Origin of the sequence: Enterococcus sp. AZ179, assembly GCF_050498885.1 — a bacterium.
Lineage (GTDB): Bacteria > Bacillota > Bacilli > Lactobacillales > Enterococcaceae > Enterococcus_D > Enterococcus_D entomosocium.
Genome location: NZ_JBMHEO010000001.1, coordinates 2,869,083 through 2,895,345 on the forward strand (window position 1 = coordinate 2,869,083; position 26,263 = coordinate 2,895,345).

The window sequence follows — 26,263 nt, forward strand, 5'->3', positions numbered from 1 at the left end:
TTGAGTTATAGCGAAGTTATTTTTCCAGAAAACAGTCGATTTTTAGTTACAGGTGGTGCCGGTTTTATCGGTAGCAATTTGTGTGAAGCATTGTTAAATATGGGGTATCAAGTAAGGTGTCTAGACAACTTGTCAAATGGGTTTTACGAGAATATCAAACCATTTATCAATAATACAAATTTTGAATTCATAAATGGTACTATTACAGATTATGATGTATGTAATCACGCGTGTAAAGATGTTGATTATGTTTTGCACCAGGCTGCATGGGGGAGTGTACCTAGAAGTATTGAAATGCCTGTGTTTTATGAAGAGGTAAATATTAAAGGTACTGTAAATATGATGGATGCGGCACTAAAAAACAAAGTCAAGAAATTTGTCTATGCATCTAGCTCATCTGTATATGGTGATAGCCCAACTTTACCAAAGATAGAAGGAAACGAAGGGAATGTTCTCTCACCATATGCACTAACAAAAAAAGTTAATGAGGAGTATGGGAAAATTTATTCTAATATTTATGGCTTACAAACTGTGGGTTTAAGGTATTTTAATGTTTTTGGTCGTAGACAAAATTCTAATGGAGCCTATGCTGCAGTTATTCCCAAATTTATCCTTTCTTTAATTAATAATTGTCCTCCAATTATTAATGGTGATGGAGAAACTTCAAGAGATTTTACTTATATAGATAATGTAATTGAGGCCAATTTAAAAGCAGCTATCTCTGATGTTAAGATAAGTGGTAAAGCTTATAATGTTGCAACAGGTGGTAGAGTAACATTAAATGAGTTATTTTCAGAAATTTCCTCATATTTGTCAATATCAGGAATATCTCCAATTTATAAAGACGAGAGAAAAGGGGATATAAGGCATTCAAATGCTAGCATAGAAAGTGCTAGAATTGATTTTAACTATAGGGGAGAGATTCTTTTTAAACAAGGTCTTTCAAAAACGATTGAATGGTACAAGAAAAATAATTGAGGTAGTTTATGGAAAAAATTTTATTTGTTGCGCCTAATTTAAATCCAGGTGGTGCAGAAAAAGTTCTAGTAACAATAGTAAATAATCTATCAAAAATGGGTTTTAATTGTAGCCTTGTTTTGTTAAGTGAAAAAGGTAAATTGCTTAGCAGTATTAATCCAGAAATCAAAGTAATAGAAGTGAAAGGTAAAAATATATTTTCAAGATTGCACTCTTTAAAGTGTATTATAAAAGACAATTCACCCGAGGTGGTTTTTTCAATAATAGGGCATGTGAACATCATGCTATCTTTTCTAAAAATTATTTATTTTAGAGAAATTACCTTCATTGGCAGAGAAAATGCAGTACATTCTATTTGGTTCAAAAAGAATAAGAACCTGAAAAAAAGTTTATTGTACTGTTCATATAAGATTTTTCTGAAACACTTGGATACAATTATAGCTCAATCAGAGTTTATGAAAAAAGATATAAACGAGATGTTTGCTGTTAAAGAAAACCAAATTTCAGTTATTTCAAACCCAATTGATTTTGATAGTATTGAAGAGAACTCTAATCTTCCTTTGGATAAAAGCGTTAAATGGGATTTTGATAAACAACATATTATTTCAGTGGGGAGACTTGAAACAGTAAAAGATTATCCTCGAATGTTTAATATTATAAAAAATCTTTCAGATGATTATATTCTGGATGTTTTTGGTGAAGGTAAGGAAAAGGAAAGTTTGAATGAGTTGATTAAAAGAAATAAACTTCAAGATAAAATTATTTTGCACGGATACAATAACAATGTATATAGATATATGAAATTATCGAACTTTCTCATCTTGACATCTGAGAGGGAGTCATTCCCTAATGTTATCCTAGAAGCTAATACATGCGGGATTCCAGCATTATGCTTAGAAATACCTGGAGGTATAAGAGAAGTTATAAGTGAAGATGAAATTAACGGTAAAGTATTTGCCGACGAGTGTGATCTAATTGATTACATTGCTAAAGAAAAATATCTTCATTTTCATAGTTGTGATATTAAAAAATATATTTCAGATAATTTTTCTTTAGAAGCTTTTTTAAAAAAAATATTAGTGTTAATTAAAAAAAAGGAGCGGTTTAATTGATTTGGGTGTATTATACTATAGTTTTCCTTAATTTTTCTTTTTTAATATTTAAAAAAAAGAAGATTACATTCGTTGATTTATATTTTGTTTCTTCTATTTTTTATTACATTAATGCTTTTATCGGAAATATCTATAGTTTACACAGCTTAAGAATTCCTATACCCATAGAAATAAGTAATCAAACCTACTTACTTCTATGCTTAAATCAATTAATAATACTACTATTTTATCTAATACCTAAAAAAAGAGTAACTGAAGTAAATGTTAAAAATGATACTAATTATATGAGTATCATATGGGCATTAAAAGTTATAACTCTATTGCTTTTTCTTTGTGCTATTTACTTTACAATAAGTATGAATTTGTTTACAAGAATTGAATTTAATAAAAGTGAATTACTTGAAAACTCCAGCTTTATTGAAACTTATTTTAAATATGGATCATTTTACTTTTTCGTAGCTGGGTTGTTAGTATGGGATAAGATTACTTTTTTTTGGAAAATCCTTCTCTTTTACCCACTTTTAGTAACTTTTCTAATGGGACATAGATCTTTTTTAGTACTATCTTTAATTGCAGCTTTTATTATTTATATAAATGAGATCTTGTATGATGGAAATCTGCTAATGTTTTTAAGAAAGAATAGAAAAATGATTTTTTTAGTACTTCTATTAATTATTTTTGTATACGTTATAAAAGGGGTCTCTGGAGCAATTTTTACTGGTGATTTTGATTTAGTGAAGGAAAGACTAACAACACCAAGCTACTATCTTGATAGTTTTAGAATGGGTGAGTCAAATGTAATTTTAAATCATGTTAATAATGTAGTTACCTATGGTTTAAATATAAATGGCAATACCTATAGTGTAATTTTAACACTTATGGTCCCTTTTGTTGGCAGGTACTTTCAAGTTAATTCTTTTAATTCATTTTTACAAGCAGCTTATTATCCTGATTATAGGTTAGGTTCGTTAGGGAATTCATTTTTAGCAGAAGCATATTCTCAAGGTAGCTTTCTTTTGGTTGCTATTATAGTAATTCTTTTAATATCATTTTCTAATTTCTTATTTAACTTATCGATTTCAAAAAGAACATCATTATTTACTAAAACTTGGGCGATGACCGTTGGTATTGAGTGTGCTTTTTATATTCATCGAAATAGTTTATATACTTTTTTTGTAAGATTAAGAGTATATATTTATCTTACTGTACTTTTTTTTATAGTATACTTAATAGTGACCATTTTGAAGAATACGATATTTAGCAAGGAGATAAGGCGTTGAAAAATATGAATGAGAATATTGCATTTGCTACAAAGTGGGCAGGATTTGCAGAGATTATGTCTAAACTGATAACACCTATTTCTAATATGGTATTAGCTCGTATTCTAACACCTGATATTTTTGGAATCGTTGCTACTATAACTATGGTAAATAGTTTTGCAGATATTTTTTCAGATGCTGGTTTTCAGAAATTTTTAATACAGCATAATTTTTCAAGCAAAAAAAATCTTTATAAATCAACTAATGTTGCTTTTATAACAAATTTGCTTATTTCAATTTTAGCTTGGTTAATCATTTTCATTATGAGAGACGGTATAGCTAGATCCATTGGAATAGAAGGTTTAGGCAATGTATTGATCATAAGTTGTTTAGCATTGCCTCTTACATCATTTTCCAGCATTCAAATGGCACTCTTTAGGAGAGCGTTTGAGTTTAAAAAGCTTTTTTATGCTAGAATTGTTGGAATAATAACTCCTTTCTTTGTAACAATTCCACTAGCTTTCATATATAGAAATTATTGGGCCATGATTATTGGAACATTAACCGGACATTTACTTAACGCAGTTGTACTAACTTATTTGTCCGAATGGAAGCCACGCCTATATTACAATTTTGAACATTTAAAAGAAATGTTCTCATTTAGTATCTGGACTCTATTGGAGTCGATTTTAGGTTGGTTAGGTAACTATGGTGGGATTTTTGTTATCGGTATTTTTCTGTCAAATTATTATTTAGGATTATATAGAACATCTATTAATATTTCAAATTCAATTCTGTCTGTAATTGTTTCTGCTACATTACCAGTTCTTTTTTCATCATTGTCTCGACTGAGTAATTCGGAAAAAAAGTTTTTCTCAGTATATTATGAATTTCAAAAAAATGTAGGAATTGTACTAATTCCTTTAGGAGTAGGGATTTTTTTATACAGAGATTTGGTTACTTTTGTCTTATTGGGAAGTCAATGGGGAGAAGCTGCAGATTTCTTGGGTTTATGGAGTTTTGTTAACGTCTTTAAATTAATACTGAGTTCTTATTGTCTAGAAGCTTTTAGAGCCGTCGGAAAACCTAAAATCTCAGTTTTGGTTCAAACTATTCAAGTGATAATTATGCTTCCGTTATTGTACTGGGCAGCGCAACAAAATTTTCGTGTATTATACATATCTCGCAGTTTAATATGTGTACTATTAATTGTTTTGTCATTAGTTTTCTGGTGGTTTACTTTCAAGCAAAATTCATTTAAACAAGTTTTTAATGTACTGCCTTATATAATTTCTTCGATTATAATGTTTTTAATAGGAAGTACATTGAAGAATATTTTTAATTCTCTTGTATGGGATATTTTTAGTATAATGTTGCTCGTCGTTATTTATTTTACAACTCTACTGATTTTCTCTAAGAAGGACAGAGAAAGAATTATTGATTTTACAAAGTCCAATATTTCTAAAGTATTTTAAGGAGGTATGTAATTTGATAAAGGTATTAAAAAAAATTAATGAATTTTTTTTATCACCAAAAGAATACGCCCTAAAAAAAGGTGTTACTATAGGTGAGAAATGTAGCATCATGACTAAAAACTTTGGATCTGAGCCGTATTTAATTCATATTGGAAATAATGTTCAGATAACTAAAGGTGTTAGCTTTTTTACTCATGGTGGTGCTTGGTTATTAAGAGAAGATGATCCTAACAGTGATTTTTTTGGTAAAATTTTAATCAAAAATGATGTTTATATAGGTAACAATGCTATAATTATGCCAGGTGTAATTATTGAAAATCAAGTTATTGTAGGAGCGGGTAGTGTAGTTACTAAATCAATACCCACAGGGAAAATCGTAGGTGGAAATCCAGCGAGAATAATCGGAAATGTAGAAGATTTTAAAAAAAGAATGATGTTATTAAACGTCAAAACTAAAAATTTAGAATACAACGAAAAGAAGCGTGTTCTCCTAGAATTGAGTGATGAACATTTTATAAGAAAAGAATATATGCAATATTGATTATTATTTTGATTTTTTTATAAGGTTTAACTAAAAAGATATAATTTGTTTGTTTTTATATAAGTTCATCCAAAGACAAGTTTGAAATTATTAAATCTCAAACTTCCGCCAATCAAACAAATAAATCACCCCAATTGCTTTAAACATCAAATAGACAAAATGACCATAATTATGGCCGATCAGATGTAACGCATCAGCGGAAGCTCCTTTATTCGACCAAAGAGTAAAACCTAATATAATGGCTAAGATCAGCAGACCTTTTCCTAATGTAAAGACAATTGTTTTTGCAGGAAGGGGTCTTTTTTTTGTGAGGAAAAAACCGAATAAAAGGACAAAGTTAACTAGTAACAAAAAATGTGCAGCAGCTGTCCATAGGGTCATTGTTCCTGTAGGTGTTAAGAAGTCGGTGAAAACGCAAGCGACGACTGCAGTCAAATTGAGCAAGTATAGAGGAAGGCGGAAGGTGGGTTTCTTTTCCTCACTCATTCTTTCTGGTTCGTCTGCTAATTGTTCTGGTTTTAGCAGTGCCTCTAAATCGATTTGATAGAGATCACTTAATTTGATCAATGTATCGATGTCTGGGGTACTTCGGTTGTTTTCCCAATTTGAGATCGTTTGTCTGGTAACAAATAATTTTTCGGAAACTTCTTGTTGGGTGAGTCCTAATTTCAAGCGACTCTCTTTTATTTTTTCAGCTATAGTCATTTCAATGCTCCTTCTGACATATCCTATCATAAAGCGGTTCAAAGAAACAATTGTAAAGCTCGATTTAACGAAGAAATGCACAAGTGTATTTCTTCGTTTTCAAAAAATGAAAATAAAATGAGTTTAGCTTAGAATTTCGCATTGGGTATTCACGGCAACTCGATTATTGTTAGTGATTTTTTCTTTTAAATAATACCTAATTCAATTATGCTGAGTTGGAAATTTGAAAAAATATCTCTTTTGAAGATTAGGAGGTATTTTTATATGAGTCATTTAAAAAAGAAAGGAAATCTTAGGTGAAAATAGTGTCCTGTTTTCGGAAAACGGAAATCGTTGATAAAACAAGGATGCAAAGAAGCTTTGCGTTGATTTGCACTGGATTTGCTTGAAGGGAAGGGTACTTGAATTATAAAATTCTGAAGAGGTGATGTAGTGCAATGATAAATGAATCAGGTATACACAAGATAAAGGGCATTTCATGAGTCCGCATAAAAACTTCAGCTAGGAGTGGAGAATACTATAAATAAAAAAATGTTTGTAAATTAAAATTTAATAAATTATAATGATTTTCAGGCGTGAAAAAAGCTTGAATAAAAAAGTATAAATTTTGAAAAAGAAGGTTAAGGTGAAAGTTTGTGAAAAAGAAATTTAAACATATTATGTCTTTAATAATCCTATTAAGTGCTGCGGTGGTAACGCCAGCATTTCAGGTAATGGCGGAAAGCGAAGGTTTTTCAGATTCCCAACAGTTGGAGCAAGACGAAAAGATAGCTACACCATCTAATGATACAAATGATTCAACGGAAGCAGATAATGCTGCGATGACATCAATGACCTCATCGAGTGTGGATGCTAAAAACGAGCAAACGCAAGTCAACAGTGATAATGAAAAAAATATTTCTGAATCAGATATTAAAGAAGATTCTGCTGTAAGCACTGTAGATAAGGTCCCCTCATCTGTTAATGCTTCAGCTGCAAGAGTTGTCAATGGGCAACTGACGGTTCAAGTGTTAGATGGTAATTCAAACCAACCGATCCAAGGAGCTTATTTCACATTGACCTCCTCGACATCTGGTGAAGTGACATTGTTAGTCACGGACAGTTCAGGAAAGGTTACAATTCAACTTCCTTCAGGTGGCTATTTTATTAAGCAAGTTGGTACCACGAATCAAAGACAAAACTATGCATTCACGTCGGTTGGAAATTCCATCACCTTGCAGCCTGGGGAAACGAAAACACTTGAACTCTACGAGCGTTTAATTACGGGTGAGTATGCTTTTGGAAACAGTCCCGATACGATTCATATTCCTGTAAACAGTACGTTTGATTTCTCAACCAAAGCATTAGGCATTGAGGCGTTTAAACTAAATTTTAGCGGCAATATAGAAAAAAGCATTTCTGACTCGCAAATCTATCCTTACTACACCAATGTTGACCCAAGCAACCCAGGTTCCTATGTAGCAATTTTTATGGCTCGACAGGCCTCCTATAGCGTGAATACCACACATGTGGTCAATGTCATTGTCGATCCGGAGCAAATTGGAGAGGTAAATGTCCGATACCTTGATGGTCAAGGGCAAGAAATCCATGAGATGCAGACCTTGACCGGTACCATTGGTGAACCATATGATGTCAGCAACGAAGAATATAAGTTAACAATTGATGGCTACACGTTAGATGAAACTAAGTTACCAGAAAACAGTAAAGGTATCTTGGGAGAAACAGCACAGACGGTCACCTATGTGTATACAAAAAATCCCGTACCAGCAGCAGATGTAACAGTCGAGTACGTAGATACAGAAGGCAAAGAAGTTCATCCTTCTCAAACGATCAGTGGAAATGTAGGGGACCCATACGATGCTAGCACAGAACAATATCAATTAAAAATCGAAGGCTACACTTTAGACGAAACTAAACTACCAGAAAATGGTATCGGTGTATTTGGCGAAACGGTGCAAACAGTCACTTATGTGTATACAAAAAATCCCGTACCAGCAGCGGATATCACGGTCGAATATATAGATACCGAAGGCAACGAAATCCACGCTTCTCAGACGATTAGCGGTAATGTGGGCAATCCATACGATGCCAGTACAGAGAACTATCAATTAACGATCGACGGCTATACACTGGATGAAAGCCAACTGCCAGAAAATACCACAGGAGTATTTGGTGAAACGGTGCAAACAGTCACTTATGTGTATACAAAAAATCCCGTACCAGCAGCAGATGTAACGATTGAGTATGTGGATACAGAAGGCAACGAAATCCACGCTAGCCAAACGATTAGCGGTAATGTAGGTGAATCATACGATGCCAGCGTAGAAAAATATCAATTAAAAATCGAAGGCTACACTTTAGACGAAACTAAGCTACCAGAAAATGGTATCGGTGTATTCAGCGATACGGCCCAAACTGTTACCTACATTTACATAAAAAATCCGATACCAGCAGCGGATATAACAGTAAAATACGTTGATACAGAGGGCAATGAAATTCATGACTCCCGAACCATTAGCGGAAGTATAGGTGATTCATACGATGCCAGCACACATCAATATAAAGTAACGATCGAAGGCTATACTCTGGATGAAACCCAGTTGCCAGAAAATAGTAAAGGTATTTTTAGCGAAACCGCGGAAACAGTTGCGTATATCTATATAAAAAATCCGGTACCAGCAGCTGATGTCACAGTGGAGTACGTGGATACAGAAGGCAAAGAAATTCACTCTTCACAAACGATCAGTGGAAACGTAGGCGAATCTTACGATGCTAGTACAGAAAAATATCAACTAACAATCGAAGGCTACACCTTAGATCAAAGTCAATTACCAGAAAATAGTAAAGGTTTGTTTAGCGAAACAGCACAAACAGTCACATACATCTACACAAAAAATTCTGTACCAGCAGCGGATATAACGGTCGAGTATGTGGATACAGAAGGCAAAGAAATTCACCCTTCTCAAATCATAACTGGAAACGTAGGCGAGTCTTACGATGCCAGCACAGAAAAATACCAAGTAACAATCGAAGGCTACACCTTAGATCAAAGTCAATTACCAGAAAATAGTAAAGGTGTATTTGAAGAAACAGCACAAACTGTCACCTACATCTACAAAAAAAATCCGATACCAGCAGCGGATATAACAGTGGAGTATATGGACACCGAAGGCAAAGAAATTCACCCTCCACAAAGGATCAGTGGAAACTTAGGCGACTCTTATGATGCCAGCACAGAAAAATATCAACTAACAATCGACGGCTACATATTAGACGGAAGTCAGCTGCCGCAAAATGCCAAAGGCACATTCGGTAAGCAGGGGGCAACTGTGACGTATGTTTATACAAAAGAAAACGTAGCAACAGTGGATAGTTCTGATAAAAAAGAAAAAGACCCAACAGCGACTGTCACTTCGAAAAAAAGCAATTCTGCGCAAAGATTGCCGCAAACCGATGAGCAGGGGACGTTGTTCCCATTTGTAGTTGGTTTGTGCTTCGTCGCCACAGCAAGCTGGCTTTATTTCAGAAAGCGAAAATAGCGATCAAGTAAGTCATTGGGGAAAGGCGTTACTGACTATCAAAAAAAGACAGCTACGATTCAGCTGTCTTTTTTTGATTATTTAACGAAAGAATGAAATAAAACCGAGTCCATCATAAAGAAAATGGCAGATCCAGCTGACCCAAACACTATTGGATTTTTTCCAGACGTAGTTGAGTGCCAATCTTGCGGGCATCAAGGTGATCAATAATTGTGCTGGATGAAAACCGTACGCTGGGATATGCCACAAAGCGAACAGCACACTGCAAATGATGGAAGACCAGAGGAAAGAGAATCCTTTTTTCTGTAAAGCTAACAAGAGATTGGTACTAAGCAACTCTTCTCCCATCAACATGAAAGGTACTTGTAAAAAGACCATTTGGACAGTGATGGTTTCGCCGATCGAGTTAGTTGTTGGTTGTCCAAAAATAGCGGCATAAATAAAGGAAAAGAACACGCCAGTCAAAATGACGAAAGGCACACCCCATAATAAAACGATGAAACGAAAATGTTTGAATTGTTCCAAAAAGGTCCTTCGTAAGAGAAAGTACCCTGCACCAAATGCCAAAATCACATTCCATACAGTACCAATGATGGATAAAACGGAATCGCTTAGGGGTGTATAGGGAAGCATTTGATAGGTTAAACCGATGACTAATGTAAGAATAAATAAATACGTTGCTGACTTGTGTTTCATTTTGAACACATCCTTTAAAGTAATTGCCACACGCTGAATTATAAACAGAAAAAACATCAAAGTACAAAAAGATCTCTCTCATTATTTTTAAACGAAAATAAAACGGAGTGAATACGATATCATGGCTGATAGGCTTGCTTTTATTAGTATCAGAATAAAAGATTTCTTAGAACAATTCTCAAAATTTATGAACAAAAAGAGAAGTTTATAAGAATCTCTGTAACACTGTTGAAATATTATTACGCTTATGTTACATTTTGTTTGCGTTATTATGTTTTAGGGAGAATGTTTATGAAGAAATCAAGCAATTATTCAAATAATTCACAACATAAAGAAGCGACGTCTGAAAAACAAGCACCTTTTTCAAGGGTCGAATCACATCAAAAGCAAACAACGGGAACGGCAAGACGCACGCAAACCACCAATCGTCAAGTTTCTAAAAAGAAGCCAACCCATCGCAAGTATCTCTTTTCATTGATGACGCTGCTGACAATCGTCATTATCGCCACTGGCGGCTATATTGCTTTCACGTTGAAGCAGCAAGAAGCCTTGGCACGGGAAAAATATGAGGCTGCTGCTGAAAAGTTATTGGCATCGATCCAAGAAGAACAAGCTAAAGAGGGAATCCCAGCAAAACTCGAAACATTGTCTAATGGGGACAAGAAAGAATTGATTTTCCGACCAAAAGAAGAAAGTACGATTCCTGTCAAAGATGCAAGCAAGAAATTGTCGACCATGGCGAACAAATTATGCAAAAAACACACCGACAAAGAGACAGTCACCGTTGCTCGGATTGAAGCACAAGCTGTCGCATCGAAAGTGTCAACCTATTCTTTAAAAGCGGACAGCTATGTTTGGAATCGGGAAACTGGTCGCTTTGAAGATGCGGATAGCGTGGTTGCCGATCCAATTTTTATTTCCGAGAAAACCGGCAATGAATTATCCTTGAAAGACTTGGTTCCAGACGAGGGCAGCTTGCTAGGGATCCAGCAAGTCATTCAGCAAAAGATTTTAGACCAAGCCAAGGAACCTGATAAAGTCATTGATGCGGTCTTGGCGATGGATCGAATCACCTATGAGTCGAAATTTACGTATGATCCTGAAAAAATAACGATTCAGTTGCCACAAAATCAAACTGGTGTATCTGAGATCACGTTGGCGTACAAAGAGATTGCACCGTTTATTGATCCGGAACTTGTTAATGCGGATCAATTGAAAGAGCAACAATCGACATTGGACCAAAACAAAAAATATGTTGCACTGACTTTCGATGATGGCCCTAACGACACAACCACATTAGATCTTTTGAAGATTTTAAAGGACAACGATGTCAAAGCAACGTTTTTTGAATTAGGACAAATGGTGGATCGATATCCTGAAGTATCGAAAAAAGTCCATGAGGAAGGGCATGAAATTGCCAGTCACTCCTATTCACATCCGCAATTAAATACGTTGTCGCCGGAGGATGTCAAAGCTGAAATAACTAAGACCGACAAAGCAATCTATCAGGCAACAGGAGTCTTACCTAAGAATTTGCGCCCGCCGTATGGGGCGATCGATCAACAGAGCGCCCAAGCGGCAGGAAAATCGATCATTCAATGGAGTGTTGATACCGAGGATTGGAAGCTAAAAGATCCGAACAAAATTTTGAAGGTCGTACAAAATAATGTCTACGATGGTTCAATAATTCTGCTCCATGATATTCATCCGAAATCCGTTCAAGCCGTACCTGGTATTATTCAAACGCTGAAAGCGCAAGGCTATGAATTTGTGACGGTGGATCAATTGCTCAATGGCGACCAAAAACCAATGTATCAATACTTTGGAGCGACAGACGAACGTAGTGTTAGCTAATAGCTGAAAAAGGAAGTGATGGCAATCATCACTTCCTTTTTTTATTAACGAACGCTGCAGTTGCCGCTTTATCACTCGGAGGAGGCAAATGCTCGGAGATAATCTTCATCCAATAGCAAAGCAAAATCATCGGCAAGGGCTTCTTGATCCAGTTCTCGCATAATAGCCAACATCTTTTGCGTGATCGTTTCACCAGCTTTTTGATCGCCGGTTCTTATGAGCAACACGCCTTGGAAAAACTTGCAGACGGTTTGGTGGAAAAATTCTTTGTAGTCTGTCGCTAAAAGTTTCAATTGGACAACGAGAACTTCCGTCGCATCGTACTGCTGGTGTTTTAGCGTATATTCAATCAAATTGATCAGCAAGGCGCAGTAGATTTCACGACCTTTTTCCATATCGATGTAGTACTCGAGCATCTTGGATACTTTTTTGAAAAAGAGGAAATTATGGTCGTTTTCCAGAAGATCGATGGTGTTGCCAAATAGTTGGATTTCTTGTAACGTCCAGCTCTCAACATCAATGAGGTAAGAAGTGATCGTTTGGCGATCGCATTCTAAAACAGCACTTTGTCGATAGACCCCATGTTTTGCCAAGCATTGTAGCATGCGAATTCGCGAGCGAACCTCTGCAATACGGATATTGTTCAGTCTACTAGTGGTTTGTTGTAGTTCCTGTAACAGCTTTTGTAAATTTGGCAGATCGTGTTTGTTTGAATATTGATTATACCGATGATTATAGCTGTTTTGCTCATCCAGGCGATAGCCATTCGCGATATAGAGAAATTCATCGATATCCATTGAGAGATTTTCTAAAATTTGCAACAGCAAGTTGGCAGCAATTTGATGCTTGCCTTTTTCGAACTCGATGGCATAAGACTTTGAAATAATCGTGCCATAGACTTCTTTTTGGGTGAAGCCTTTTTTCAATCGGATTTGTCTGATCGTTTCGCCATACATAAGAAAGCCTCCGCTCTCGTTGAATTAATGAGATCTTGTATCCCCATTATAGTAAAGTAAAGCCAATAGAGGAATCTAAAAGGTCTTTTATTTCAGACTTTCCTTGATTTGGTGGAAGAAATCGTTCAGTAATCTTTGTGATAGAGGATCCTCAGAGGGGGATCGTAGAAAAGCGTGAGAACATTCGGTTCTCACGCTTTTTTTAGACAAAACTGAGGCAGATCAATAGAAAAATCATTACTAGCCAATGCATCGTTTGTTGCTCCTTAAGTCGTATTAGAAGAAGTCAATTGGGCAGCGGTGTTTCCTTCTTACCAACAAGTATAACCGCTTCGAGTAGAATGAACGCTTACGTCCGAAATGTAGGACCAAATAACTAGGTGAGGATGAAAAGCAGCGAAGAGCAACTGAAGAAATAATCGTTCATAATAGTGCAACGTTGATTTTGATAGAATAGTTTCATTCTTTTTTCACAGAACTTTCTGCGAGCGTTTCGATTCCTTTTTTTCGTTAGCAAGAGTTATTTTAGGTGATATCGTGAAAAACGTCTAAATTATTTTTGTTTTTTTATTTGCGGAGGTAAAAAACGAGGTTAAAATCATGAAAAAACACAATCATCATTTTTCTCTATCCCGGTGTATAAACATGCAATTGTAATCGTATTCATTATATTGATTAAATATAAAAAAAAGAAAGGTTAACTGACGAAAAAAGGCAATATTTTATCATTATACATTTGTTTATAAGTTAAATATAAATAATTTCTGCTTGTTTATAAAATAAACCTTTTGTGTTTTGAAAGGTGAAATTCAGTGTTTTTTTAATTATTTATCGTGTTTATAATTTGTTGGAAAGAAATAAATTTGCTAGAATTTTGGTACACAGTGTGTTCGTTTAGTTATTTTATTTTTTAGTTTCACAAGAGTGAGCTAATGTGCTTCTAAACTATTTGAACACAAATCACTGGGTTTTTCAGAAAGCATGCGAAAAAATCTTCGCTTTGCGATCGGTTACTTTTTGTTTTCTCTCTATGCCTTTTGGTGTTGGGTTGAAATAGATTTTCATCTGGTTTTAAAGGGGGAAAGAAGGATTCCAGAGATCATCAGTTTTATCTTTTGTCGGTTAAATTTTTTTCGAACAGGAGGAGAATGAATGAAAGGCATTAATTATAAAAAGCTCATGGATTCAAAGAAAAACACACGCGTTCGAACAAAGAAAAATATTATTGCGAATTTAACTGTCAGTGGAATGTTGTTGACAAGTACGGTGGTCGTGCCAGCAAGTTTGTTATGGGCACCAACGACGGTTGAAGCTGCTTTGGTTTCAGCTGAACTTTTCTCAGATATCACAGCGTCTAATAACTCAGGCACGAGTGCGTCTGCACCTTATGCAACTCCTGGTGCAACGAACCAAGTCAATTTCTCGATTTCTGGATCGAATGCAGTAACGGTTGATGTCTTGAATGGGGATAAAGTCGCGGTTGTTGGGGTTCCTCAAGGCCTTACTGGTTTGGTTCAACCGGCAGGTAATGCATCGATTTCCACCAATGTGATACTCCAACTGGGGAATTTCCCAGCCTTGCAAACATTGATCGGTACAGTCACACCAGCAGTCAATACCTTGATCAGCACGGTGGATGGAATCGTCAATCAAAATTTAGCTGATGCACTTGATATTCCGCCAACAATCGTTGGCGGCTTGCCAAATCCGTTGTATACAGCGGCTTCAATCGTGGATGTTAGCCAAGTGATTTCCGTCAACTTAGATGAAATCACTACCCAGTTAGACTTATTAAATCAACTTGGACAATTTGGCCAAGCAAATTTTGAAGTTCCAGCTGGACTAACCGATAACGAACGTGCCCTGATTGCCAATGTGGATGATGGTTTATTTATCGTTATCAATCAACGCATCAATCAAATTCTCGATAATTTACAAGCAGCCCAGATTCAAGTCAGTATTTTGGATGGTGCAAGTGGGATTCCAGGCATCGGTACCTTGATCGGTCAAATCAATACGTTGGTACAAAGTACCGTTAATACAGCTAAAGCCACTTTAAACGCAACGGTTGAAACGGCACAAACAGTCTTCAATGCAACGATAGATTTAGCAGATCAAATCGCTTCTGCATCTGTTTTAGGTCAAACCAATGTGGTCATTCCAACGAATGTCACCAGTCCGACCTATGCACAATTGGTTGAAAACGGCGTGGCGAATCCATCTAATCCTTACGAAGCCCGCTTCGAAGGAACGATGTCTCAACTTGATTTGATCACCATTGATTTATTTACGGATGCTGACGGCAATAACTCGATTTGGTTTGCGCCAGATACACCAGAAGATCAAACCGATACACCAACAATCAATCCATTGACAGCAGGGGAAACGACGATCAGCGGAACATCTGAGCCAGGCGCAGCCATCACATTGGCGATCAACGGAGGTGCACCTATTACAACAACCGCAGATGGTGACGGCAATTGGACGGCAGATGTCCCTGAATTGGTGGAAGGCGATACAGTCACAGCAGTAGCGGAAGCTGATGGGGAATCGGCGAGTGAGCCTGCAACGGCAACGGTAGCAGCACCAGTGGTTAATGCACCAACGGCTTCGATTACAGGTAATAGTACCGATGGGTACCCTGTGACGGGGACAGCCGCAGCAAATGCAGCCATTGAAATCACCAATGCCGAAGGTGAAGTCGTTGGCTCTGGGACGGTAAATGAGAACGGTAACTACAGTATCACGTTGAACCCAGCAGATGTAGTAGAAAATGAAAACTTGAATGTTGCCGCAATCGTCACTGCCGGTGGGCAAACTTACCGTAGTGGCAATACGCCAATCGTCGTTCCAGCAGACGATGCGGAGCAACAAACGGGAACACCAACGATTCAACCGGTGACTGCCGGGGATACAAGCGTCAGCGGAACTGCTGAGCCTGGTGCCTCGATTACTGTGACCATCAACGGTGCAGATCCGATCGTGACGGAAGCCGATGAAGAGGGCAATTGGCGTGTGGATGTGGACGAAGTGTCAGAGGGCGATACGGTTTCAGCTATCGCCGAACTAGCAGGACAAACGCCAAGCCAACCGGCTAGCACCACCGTGTCCGCCTTAACAGTCAACGCACCAACGGCTTCGATCACAGGAAATAGTCAAGAGGGCTATCCAGTGACTGGAACCGCAGCACCAAATGCGGCCATTGAGATCACCAATGCGGATGGCGAAATTGTCGGAACAGGTACCGCCAATGAGAATGGTGTTTATACAGTCACGTTAGATCCAGCGGATGTTGACGCGGAAGAAACCCTGAATGTGACAGCGGTTGTGACCGCTGGCGGCGAAACCTATCGAAGCAACCCAACACCTGTTGTGGTGCCTGCAGATATCCTGCAGACGGAAACACCAACGATCGATCCAGTCAGTGCTGGAGATACGACCGTTAGTGGGACAGCGGAACCGGGGGCAACGGTAACGATCACGCTTCCTGAAGGCGATCCAATCACGGCTGAAGCCGATGATGAAGGCAACTGGGAAGCAACGGTTCCTGAATTATCAGAAGGCGATTCCGTGACCGTCGTAGCTGAGTCTGAAGGCAAAGATCCGAGTGCCCCAATCACCGTGAGTGTAAACGGTTTAACCGTGGCGGCGCCAACGGCTACGATCACCGGAAATAGCACAGATGGGTATCCAGTAACGGGAACAGCGACTGCCAATGCAGCAATTGAAATTTTGAATGAAGCAGGAGAGGTCGTTGGTAGCGGAACAGCTGATGAGGATGGTAACTTCACGATCACCCTTGATCCTCAAGAGGTGACAGCTGGCGACAACTTACGAGTGGAAGCGATCGTGACGGCTGGTGGTGAAGATTATCGCAGTACAGGCACACCGCTTGTAGTTCCTGCAGATGATGAAGAAAATTTAACTGAAACACCAACAATCGACCCAGTAACAGCTGGGGATACGACCGTCAGCGGAACGGCTGAACCAGGGGCAACTGTGACGATTACGCTGCCTGAAGGCGATCCGATCACGGCAAAAGCCGATGACGAAGGCAATTGGGAAGCGACGGTACCAGAATTAACGGAAGGTGATACGGTAACAGTCGTTGCCGAAGTAGATGGCAAAGAGCCAAGTGCACCGATTACCGTGACCGTTGATGGTGTGACTGTCAGTGCACCGAGCGCTTCCATCACAGGCAATAGTACGGATGGCTATCCGGTCAGTGGAACAACCACGCCGAATGCGGCCATTGAGATTTTGAATGAAGCAGGCGATGTCGTTGGTAGCACGACGGCGGATGACACGGGTGTTTATACCGTCATCTTAGATCCAGCTGATGTGGCGCCAGAAGAAGCCTTGCAGGTGGTGGCAGTTGTGACAGCGGGCGGTCAAGACTACCGCAGTAATGCCACGCCAATCACGGTACCAGCAGACATTGAACAAACTGGGACACCAACGATCGATCCGGTCACAGCAGGTGATACCACGATTAGCGGAACGGCAGAACCAGGTTCGACGGTTACTGTTACGATCACCGGTCAAGAACCAGTAACGGCTGAAACGGATGACGAAGGAAACTGGCTTGCGGAAGTGCCAGCAGTCTCTGGTGGTGATACAGTCACAGTCGTTGCGGAAGCCGAAGGCAAAGAGCCAAGCGCGCCAGTCAGCGTTGGAGTCAATGGAGTCACCGTTGCAGCACCAACAGCGATCATCAGCGGCAATAGTACCGATGGCTATCCAATCACGGGGACTGCTCCAGCGAACGCAGAGATCGAAGTGTTGAATGAGTCAGGCGATGTGATCGGTACTGGGACAGCCGATGGGGATGGAAACTATACGGTAACCATCGCACCATCCGATGCAGCACCAGAAGAAACCTTGTCTGTCGTTGCGATCGTAACAGCTGGCGGAGATCAGTACCGCAGTCCTGCCACACCGGTGACGGTCCCAGCAGATGAGCTTGAACAAACAGCATCACCAACCATCGACCCAATCAATGCCGGGGATACGACGATCAGTGGGACCGCAGAACCAGGCGCTACGGTGACGGTAACGATCCCAGGTGAAGAACCTGTTACTGGTGAAGCCGATGACGAGGGGAACTGGACAGTTGAAGTTCCTGAAGTTTCTGAAGGAGAAACCGTCACAGTGGTCGCACAAGCACCAGACAAAGACCCAAGTGCACCAATCAGTGTTGGGGTCAATGGACTGACGATCGCTACACCAACTGCGACGATCAGTGGCAATAGTACCGATGGTTACCCAGTAACGGGAACGGCACCAGCCAATGCAGCGATTGAAATCTTAAATGCCGATGACGAGGTTGTTGGAACTGGCACCGCAAATGACGAAGGCCAATACACGATCACGTTAACGAGTGATGATGCGTCTCCAGCTGAAAACTTACGAGTAGTTGCTGTAGTCACAGCCGGTGGTCAAGAGTACCGCAGTGCGGATGCACCAATCACAGTACCTTTGGATCAAACTGCAGTCCCAACGATTGAATCGGTGACAGCCGGCGACACGACCATCAGTGGTACGGCTGAACCTGGCGCGACAGTCTCAGTCACGATTGGTGACGCAGAGCCAGTCACTGCCGAAGCGGATGACGAAGGCAAGTGGACGGCAACTGTGCCCGAGGTTTCTCAAGGAGAAATTGTTTCTGTGGTAGCGACCCTTGATGGGGAAACACCAAGTGATGCAGCTACGGTCGTCGTAAATCCACTCACTGTGGCGACACCGACAGCAGCGATCAGCGGCAATAGTTCGGAGGGGTATCCAGTAACCGGAACGGCCACGCCAAATGCAGCGATTGAGATCTTAAATGCAGCCGGTGAGGTTGTTGGTAGCGGTGAAGCAAATGAGGAAGGTGCTTACAGCATCACATTGAGCAGCGACGATGTTAATCCTTCAGAAGCACTTCAGGTGGTGGCAGTGGTAACAGCTGGCGGCGATGAGTACCGCAGTGCGCCGCTCTCCATCGTGGTACCAGCAGACCAAACGACCACCCCAACGATCGATCCAGTGCAAGCAGGTGATACATCCGTCGGAGGAACTGCCGAACCTGGTTCAACGGTGACGGTAACGATTCCTGGAGAAGATCCAGTGACTGCCGAAACGGATGAGGAAGGCAATTGGACAGTCACCGTACCAGAACTTTCAGAAGGCGACACGGTCACAGTGGTTGCTGAAGCTGAAGGCAAAGACCCAAGTGCACCAATCAGTGTTGGTGTCGGTGCCTTGAACGTGGCTGCACCAACCGCAACGATCACGGGCAACAGTACTGACGGCTATCCAGTCACAGGAACAGCACCAGCCAACGCAACCATTGAAATCTTAAATGCTGCCAATGAAGTGGTAGGCAGTGGTACTGCCAATGGAGACGGTGAGTATACGATCACCTTGACAGAAGGTGTTTCACCAGCAGAAACCTTGCGCGTGGTGGCTATCGTATCAGCCGGCGGTCAAGACTATCGCAGTCCGGCAACTACTATCGTGGTGCCAGAAGATAACGCAGAAGACCAAACAGCGGCACCGACTGTCGCACCAGTGATTGCTGGGGCTACAACCGTTAGCGGAACGGCTGAACCTGGGGCCGATGTAACGGTTGAACTACCAAACGGCGATACTGTTACAGTGGTAGCGAATGACGAAGGTGAGTGGACGGCAACTGTGCCGACGGTTTCTCTAGATGATGTCTTGACAGTTACTGCCTTGGCAGACGGCAAAACAGAAAGTTTACCAGTAACAGTGACGGTGCAAGGGCTGATCGTGGCAGCACCATCGGCAACGATTTCTGGCAATAGTGCAGATGGCTATCCAGTAACTGGTACAGCACCAGCTAATGCGTCAATCGAAATCTTAAATGCTGATGATCAAGTGATTGGCACAGGGACGGCCAATGAGAATGGTGTTTACACCGTTACCTTGACCAGTGAAGAGGCATCAGCAGGAGAAACGGTCCGTGTCATTGCCATCGTTTCAGCAGGTGGGGATGATTTCCGTAGTCAACCAACGGCTGTCGTGGTACCTGCGGATCAAACGGCGACACCAACGATCAATCCAGCAGTTGCCGGCGCAACAGAAATCAGCGGGACAGCCGAACAAGGAGCAATAGTCAACGTGACGGTCGGTGAGCAAGACCCAATCTCAGCCGAAGTTGACGAAGAGGGCAATTGGCAAGTTGATGTGCCAGAGCTTTCCGAAGGGACGATTGTTACGGCAGTAGCAGAAGTAGAAAATGAGACACCAAGTACACCAGCAACGATCACAGTCGGTGCATTAACGGTGGCGGCTCCTAGTGCGTCCATCAGTGGCAATGCAGCCGATGGTTATCCAGTGACCGGAACAGGACCAGCGAATGCGACCATCGAAATCTTGAACGAAGCTGGCGAGACAGTTGGAACGGGTACGACCAATGATGCAGGGCTTTACACGATCGATTTGACCAGTGAAGGTGTCTCTCCTGAAGAAAACTTGACGGTAGTTGCGGTGGTCACAGCTGGTGGTACAGATTATCGTAGTCCAGCGACACCAATCATGGTGCCAGCTGAACCGGGTGAAAATCAAACAACGGCACCAACGGTTGATCCAATCAAAGCAGGCGACGAAACAGTTAGCGGAACGGCAGAACCAGGCTCAACTGTGACTGTGACACTACCTGACGGCACAGAAGAAACCGCCGAAACAGATGATGAGGGCAACTGGAGTGTCGATGTGCCTGAATTGTCTGAAGGGGATACCATCACAGTCGTCGCAGACAGTGACGGCAAAGACCCAAGTGATCCAATCACTGTCATCGTTGAAGGAGTGACTGTCGCAGCACCAACAGCTTCCATCAGCGGCAACAGCACGGATGGCTACCCAGTGACTGGTACAGCACCAGCCAATGCAGCGATCGAGATCTTGAACGCAGACAATGAAGTCGTTGGAACAGGCACTGCCGATGGAGACGGCAACTATACAGTGGACTTAACTGCTGAAACTGTCAATCCAGAAGAAACCTTAAATGTCGTTGCCATCGTAACAGCTGGTGGGAAAGAGTATCGCAGTAATCCCACAGCGGTCGTCGTACCAGCAGATACGGTAGTGGATCAGACAGCTGCACCAACGATCAATCCAATCACGGCAGGAGATACCAGCATCAGTGGGACCGCAGAACCAGGTTCAACCGTGACGATCACTGTACCAGATGCGGAACCAATCACGGCTGAAACGGATGACGAAGGCAATTGGACAGCAGAAGTACCAGAAGTTTCTGAAGGCGATGCAGTCACTGTTGTGGCTCAATCACCTGACAAAGAGCCAAGCGCTCCAGTCACAGTTGGTGTGGGTGCGTTGACGGTCACTGCTCCTAGTGCAACTATCACAGGCAATAGTACGGATGGCTATCCAGTAACTGGAACGGCACCAGCCAATGCCACCGTGCAAATCTTGAATAGCGATGGACAAATCGTCGGTTCAGGAACTGCAGACGCAGAAGGAAGCTACAGCATCACTCTTGAACCAACAGCTGTTGCACCAGCGGAAAGCCTAACAGTCGTCGCAGTTCTGACAGCTGGCGGCAAAGAATACCGCAGTAATGCGACACCAATCGTGGTACCTTTGGATCAAGAAGAGCAACAAACTGCAACACCAACGATCGATCCAGTCAAAGCTGGCGATACGACGATCAGCGGGACTGCCGAACCAGGTTCGACGGTGACGGTAACGATTGGTGAAAATGAACCGATCACAACTGAAACGGACGAAGAGGGCAATTGGACAGTCGAGGTACCTGAAGTTGCGGAGGGTGATACCGTCACTGTTGTGGCACAATCCCCTGAAAAAGACCCTAGTGCACCAATCACAGTGAGTGTGGATGGCATCACGGTTTCAGCACCGACCGCTTCCATCACTGGCAATCCAGAGGATGGTTATCCAGTGACGGGGATGGCAGCACCAAATGCGGCGATTGAAATCGTGAATGAAGCGGGGGATGTCGTTGGATCAGGCAATACTGATGAAAATGGCAACTACACGATCACGCTCTCTGGTGAAGATGTTTCTCCTGAAGAATCATTGAACGTCGTTGCGATCATTACAGCCGGCGGCAAAGACTACCGAAGTAATGCCACACCAATCGTAGTGCCCGTTGAGAATACGATCGATCAAACGGCCACACCAATCATCGAACCAGTCACAGCTGGTGACACGACCATCACTGGTACTGCTGTACCGGGATCGATGGTCACCGTGACGGTAACGGGAGAAGAAGCGGTTGAAACCGAAGCAGATGAAGCAGGAAATTGGTCAGTGGAAGTTGCAGAAGTTTCTCGAGATGAAATCGTAACAGCAGTGGCGCAAAGTGAAGGAGAAACCGCCAGTGAACCAGCAACGACCGTTGTTAATGGCATCACGGTCAACGCACCTTCAGCGTCCATTACTGGGGATTCCCAAGATGGCTATCCAGTAAGTGGGAACGGACCTGCCAATGCAGCAATTGAAATTTTGAATGAAGCGGGTGTTGTCGTAGGAACAGGCACGACCGATGAAAATGGTGACTATACGATCACATTGACTAGTGAGGATGTCGCACCAGAAGAAAACTTATCGGTTGTGGCGATCGTTACTGCTGGTGGGGATGACTACCGCAGTAATGCGACGCCAATCGTCGTACCTGTCGATGAGGAAAATATCAAGACAGATACACCAACCATTGACCCAGTCACGGCTGGTGATACAACGATCAGCGGAACGAGTGAGCCGGGTGCTACGATCACCGTTACCATCAGTGATCCGTTAACAAGCAGATTCCTAACCATCTTTGCGGCTGAAGGACCGATCACAACGATCGCCGATCAAAATGGCGACTGGCGTGTTGAGTTATCCGCGGAAGCGACGGAAGGTGAAACCGTTACGGTTCTTGCCTTAGCCGAAGGCGAAACCTTAAGTGATCCGACGACGACCGTAGTCGGTGCCTTGACGGTTGACGCACCGGTTGCCACGATCACTGGCAATCCTACCGATGGCTATCCAGTCTTCGGGAATGGGCCAGCCAATGCGACGATCGAAATCTTGAATGAAGCGGGTGACGTTGTCGGAACTGGAACGACCAATGGGAATGGTGCCTTCAGCATCACATTAGACCCAGAGGATGTTTCACCAGAAGAAACCCTTAACGTTGTGGCTATCGTTACAGCAGGTGGCAGAGAATACCGCAGTGCAGCAACACCAATCGTGGTACCAACGGGTGACAATGGTACGGATGGTACCGACGGCACGGACGGTAGCAATGGCACTGACGGTAGCAATGGCACTGACGGTAGCAATGGCACGGACGGTACCAATGGAACGAATGGTACCGACGGAAGCAACGGCGTTTGGGGTAACTGGGGCAGTTGGGGGAACAACAACGGCAACGGTAGCAATAACAACCAAAGCTGGTGGGGAAGTAAGTACCTACCGAAAACGGGATCTGAAGGAACTTGGTATGCTTCACTGATTGGGGCAGCAGTCTTCGTTGTAGGAGGAATTGGTTTGTTCTTCAAAGCAAGAAAGAAAAAAGACCAACAAAAATAGCATGACTTTACCAGCGGAGTGGACATCCTCCGCTGGTATCTCTAGTGAACAATAGTTTTGAAGCAATGATCATCGTTTCGTAAAGAAAGGGTTAGAAATGGTATGAAAAGCAGAAGGAGGGAAAAACGTCTTTACAAATGGACGATCGGCCAATTAATTCTCTTTTTGACCAGCATCAGTTTCGTCAATTTGTATCTTTTAACAACGACAATAAAAGCCGAAGCAGCAGTGAATGTTTTAGATGTGGAGATTTTAAGCAATTTAACGAGTGCCAATACAAGTGGCACCTCAGTAAGCGTTCCATGGCCAGGCAGCGTGACAAATCGACCAGTGACTTTTTCTATTAAAGGCAACGGCGGGTTGAACGCTTCTGTCAATGTCAGTGGGGAAGATAAATTTGCTTTATTAGCGATCCCAGCAGAATTGAGAACTAGCATTAGTGCCAATGGATCAGCATCGATCAAGACGTCGACCACAGTCAATATTGCCAATGTCCCACTTTTGAATGCGATCTTAACAGCGCTTGATTCCTTGACCAGTTCACTAAATCTCAACCTTGGGATTGTTCAAATCGATTTGACAGCGATCAATCAGCAGATTTCTTTACTAAAGACTGTCGGAAATATTGGGAATGTTGAATTTACCAGTCCGTTGCAGTTTACGACCCAGAAAGAAGCTTTATATGCCAATATGAGTTCGAACCTTGGTGTCGTCTTAGGAACCAATGTCCCGCAAATTCTACGGAATTTAAGTACCGCGATTCAAAATACCCAGATCCGAGTGATCGGCATCGATATTGGCGGCGTCGTGCGCGCATTGCTGCAAGGGTTGCTCAATACTCTACTTAGCACCGTGAACTCAGCATTGAATAATTTGACAACTGTCCAAGAACAGCTGGCGGATGCAGCTGTTTTAGGAGCAACGGATGTTCAAATTCCGACGTTACTTTCAGGTCCGGGTCAGTTGACTGCAAATTGGACTGCTAATTTTTCCGCTTCTGTTTTGAAAGCAAAGCCGACGGACATCAATCTCTTGAACTTTAGTGCGCTAAATATCAGCAGTCGCCAAACCATGATTTATTTCATGGTCGAAGCACTGACGATGGATCGGACGAATCTACCGACTCAGCTGAATTTTGGCCGACATGCCATTCAAACGAAAAAGAGTGAGACGTGGCGGGCAACCGCCAACGGCGATCAAAGCTCAGCTGCTACAACTGGGATTTTACGGATCAATGATACCCGCAATCGGCAGAAAAAATGGCAAGTCAAGGTCAGACAATCCACCAATTGGGTCAATGGTACACGCACATTGCCAGCCGCCGAATTAAGGGTTCAGCTTGGCACTGTCAATTCGACCTTTACGGATGGTCGAGTTGTTTTACCTGATAATGCAACGATTGCCCTGCAGCAAAATGTCGAAAAAAATGTGGTGACGTTGGAAAATGCGGCATCGACTGGTGGACTGACCGTTAACTTCTCACAGTTCAATTTATTTGTACCTGAGAAAACACCTAAATTTCAAGGTCAGTATCGCGCCACAGTCGTGTGGACCGTTTCCGATACACCTTGAAAAGGAAGAGCAGAATGAAAAAGAATTCCCTTGTGCTGCTTCTGATTTTGATGATCGGCAGTTTCTGCAGTTTCGTTCCATCAGCAGTAGCCAATACGACGACCGGCAACATTGAGTTTTATGAAGGACCAACGGAAACAGCTAGCAGTGATTCAATTGATGAAGAAATTGAACCACCAACCAATCAAGAAACGGTCACTAACGTAGAAGAACCACTGCCGCAGCTTGCTGAAACCAATCACTTTTGGCTGCCCTTAATAGGCGGATTCTTCATTAGTCTGACATTGATCATTTGCATCAAAAAAAGGAGGATGGCAACATGATTTCAAAGAAATCGGTAATAGGCGCATTGGGGGTATTGACCGCCCTTAGTATTGTGACCACGGTGCAAGCGGACGATACGACCGGTGTCGTAGAATATACCTCTGGTGGCATCGTGTTTGACCCGGATAAAGGCGGGAGTGATCCCAATACGCAGCTACCAACGAATTTAGATTTTGGTGCCCATGAGATCCAAACAGAAAATGGCGAAACGTGGGTGGCTACTACGGATGGGACTGGACTACCTGGCGATGGGTCCACGCTGCAAAGAGGGGCAGTTGCAGTCAGTGATAACCGAGGACAGGCGAACTCTTCTTGGGCAATTAAAGTACGGCAAGCAACCCAATTTACGGCAGGAGACAGTACGTTGGACGGTGCGATATTAACGGTAGATACGGGTACATTGACCAACAACTTAAGTTCGCCGCCAACCGGAACCAGTGATATTGCCAATGGCGAGCTTGATTTTGCGGCGATCAACAATGAATATGCTTTCTTGACCGCCAATGCTGGTGAAGGGATCGGTGAAACATCGATGCCTCTAGAACAATTTACCCTTTCGATCCCAGCCAATACGGAAAAACAATCGGCAACCTATCAAACGACCCTCGTTTGGACGATCAGCAATGCTCCGACGACCCCATAGGTTAGTAGTCATTGCTTAACAGTTAGCAGAAAAAAAGCAGCTTGCC

The 26,263-nt window shown here is 41.9% G+C and carries 14 protein-coding genes; 11 read left to right on the plus strand and 3 right to left on the minus strand.

Going from position 1 to position 26,263, the window contains the following annotated elements; all coding sequences use genetic code 11:
* From IGI88_RS13520 to IGI88_RS13540, 5 genes are read left to right on the plus strand one after another with little or no spacing between them, the layout of a single operon-like run.
* A complete protein-coding gene (locus tag IGI88_RS13520) occupies nt 1-978 on the plus strand; it encodes an SDR family oxidoreductase (RefSeq protein WP_429960657.1) in 978 nt (325 codons plus the stop codon).
* Nucleotides 979-986: 8 nt separating this feature from the next.
* Nucleotides 987-2,090, plus strand: a complete 1,104-nt coding sequence (locus IGI88_RS13525) for a glycosyltransferase (RefSeq protein ID WP_144330528.1) — start codon at nt 987-989, stop codon at nt 2,088-2,090.
* Nucleotides 2,087-3,370 carry an oligosaccharide repeat unit polymerase gene (locus IGI88_RS13530; protein ID WP_144330529.1) on the plus strand — a complete coding sequence of 428 codons (1,284 nt, stop codon included), beginning with the start codon at nt 2,087-2,089 and terminating at the stop codon, nt 3,368-3,370. Before IGI88_RS13525 ends, IGI88_RS13530 begins: the two co-directional genes overlap by 4 nt.
* A 5-nt stretch (nt 3,371-3,375) precedes the next feature.
* Nucleotides 3,376-4,824, plus strand: a complete 1,449-nt coding sequence (locus IGI88_RS13535) for an oligosaccharide flippase family protein (RefSeq protein ID WP_429960853.1) — start codon at nt 3,376-3,378, stop codon at nt 4,822-4,824.
* Between the two features lie 13 nt (nt 4,825-4,837).
* Nucleotides 4,838-5,365 carry an acyltransferase gene (locus IGI88_RS13540; protein ID WP_144330531.1) on the plus strand — a complete coding sequence of 176 codons (528 nt, stop codon included), beginning with the start codon at nt 4,838-4,840 and terminating at the stop codon, nt 5,363-5,365.
* Nucleotides 5,366-5,455: 90 nt separating this feature from the next.
* Here the strand turns inward: IGI88_RS13540 and IGI88_RS13545 are convergent, their stop codons facing one another.
* The gene (locus IGI88_RS13545) at nt 5,456-6,070 is read right to left on the minus strand and encodes a helix-turn-helix domain-containing protein (protein WP_429960658.1); all 615 of its coding nucleotides are present in this window, start codon (nt 6,068-6,070) and stop codon (nt 5,456-5,458) included.
* Nucleotides 6,071-6,705: 635 nt separating this feature from the next.
* Between IGI88_RS13545 and IGI88_RS13550 the strand changes: the two genes are divergently transcribed.
* Nucleotides 6,706-9,609 (plus strand): MucBP domain-containing protein, encoded by a 2,904-nt coding sequence (locus IGI88_RS13550; RefSeq protein ID WP_429960659.1) that lies wholly within the window; start codon nt 6,706-6,708, stop codon nt 9,607-9,609.
* Between the two features lie 81 nt (nt 9,610-9,690).
* Here the strand turns inward: IGI88_RS13550 and IGI88_RS13555 are convergent, their stop codons facing one another.
* The gene (locus tag IGI88_RS13555; RefSeq protein ID WP_016613494.1) at nt 9,691-10,362 is read right to left on the minus strand and encodes a CPBP family intramembrane glutamic endopeptidase; all 672 of its coding nucleotides are present in this window, start codon (nt 10,360-10,362) and stop codon (nt 9,691-9,693) included.
* Nucleotides 10,363-10,596: 234 nt separating this feature from the next.
* Between IGI88_RS13555 and IGI88_RS13560 the strand changes: the two genes are divergently transcribed.
* Nucleotides 10,597-12,159: a polysaccharide deacetylase family protein gene (locus IGI88_RS13560; protein ID WP_429960660.1), complete on the plus strand. Its 1,563-nt coding sequence runs from the start codon at nt 10,597-10,599 to the stop codon at nt 12,157-12,159.
* Between the two features lie 71 nt (nt 12,160-12,230).
* On the opposite strand, the gene IGI88_RS13565 is transcribed toward IGI88_RS13560, so the two are convergent.
* Nucleotides 12,231-13,115: a helix-turn-helix domain-containing protein gene (locus IGI88_RS13565; protein WP_429960661.1), complete on the minus strand. Its 885-nt coding sequence runs from the start codon at nt 13,113-13,115 to the stop codon at nt 12,231-12,233.
* A gap of 1,152 nt (nt 13,116-14,267) precedes the next feature.
* Here IGI88_RS13565 and IGI88_RS13570 point away from each other — a divergent pair.
* From IGI88_RS13570 to IGI88_RS13585, 4 genes are all read left to right on the plus strand, one after another.
* A complete protein-coding gene (locus IGI88_RS13570; protein ID WP_429960662.1) occupies nt 14,268-23,678 on the plus strand; it encodes an Ig-like domain-containing protein in 9,411 nt (3,136 codons plus the stop codon).
* Between the two features lie 102 nt (nt 23,679-23,780).
* Entirely contained in the window at nt 23,781-25,250 is a 1,470-nt protein-coding gene (locus IGI88_RS13575) for an adhesive domain-containing protein (RefSeq protein ID WP_429960663.1), read from the plus strand.
* Nucleotides 25,251-25,264: 14 nt separating this feature from the next.
* Complete coding sequence (locus tag IGI88_RS13580) at nt 25,265-25,573, plus strand: hypothetical protein (protein WP_086332525.1); 309 nt, start codon at nt 25,265-25,267, stop codon at nt 25,571-25,573.
* Nucleotides 25,570-26,217, plus strand: coding sequence for a WxL domain-containing protein (locus tag IGI88_RS13585; RefSeq protein ID WP_429960664.1), 648 nt, complete (start codon nt 25,570-25,572; stop codon nt 26,215-26,217). Before IGI88_RS13580 ends, IGI88_RS13585 begins: the two co-directional genes overlap by 4 nt.
* The last annotated feature ends 46 nt before the right edge of the window (nt 26,218-26,263 follow it).

Bases quoted from the DNA above. Each gene is read 5' to 3' on its own strand.
- IGI88_RS13575 (WP_429960663.1), top strand. From the start codon at position 23,781: ATGAAAAGCAGAAGGAGGGAAAAACGTCTTTACAAATGGACGATCGGC.
- IGI88_RS13585 (WP_429960664.1), top strand. From the start codon at position 25,570: ATGATTTCAAAGAAATCGGTAATAGGCGCATTGGGGGTATTGACCGCC.
- IGI88_RS13580 (WP_086332525.1), top strand. From the start codon at position 25,265: ATGAAAAAGAATTCCCTTGTGCTGCTTCTGATTTTGATGATCGGCAGT.
- IGI88_RS13535 (WP_429960853.1), top strand. From the start codon at position 3,376: ATGAATGAGAATATTGCATTTGCTACAAAGTGGGCAGGATTTGCAGAG.
- IGI88_RS13565 (WP_429960661.1), bottom strand. From the start codon at position 13,115: ATGTATGGCGAAACGATCAGACAAATCCGATTGAAAAAAGGCTTCACC.
- IGI88_RS13525 (WP_144330528.1), top strand. From the start codon at position 987: ATGGAAAAAATTTTATTTGTTGCGCCTAATTTAAATCCAGGTGGTGCA.
- IGI88_RS13560 (WP_429960660.1), top strand. From the start codon at position 10,597: ATGAAGAAATCAAGCAATTATTCAAATAATTCACAACATAAAGAAGCG.
- IGI88_RS13555 (WP_016613494.1), bottom strand. From the start codon at position 10,362: ATGTTTTTTCTGTTTATAATTCAGCGTGTGGCAATTACTTTAAAGGAT.
- IGI88_RS13545 (WP_429960658.1), bottom strand. From the start codon at position 6,070: ATGACTATAGCTGAAAAAATAAAAGAGAGTCGCTTGAAATTAGGACTC.
- IGI88_RS13570 (WP_429960662.1), top strand. From the start codon at position 14,268: ATGAAAGGCATTAATTATAAAAAGCTCATGGATTCAAAGAAAAACACA.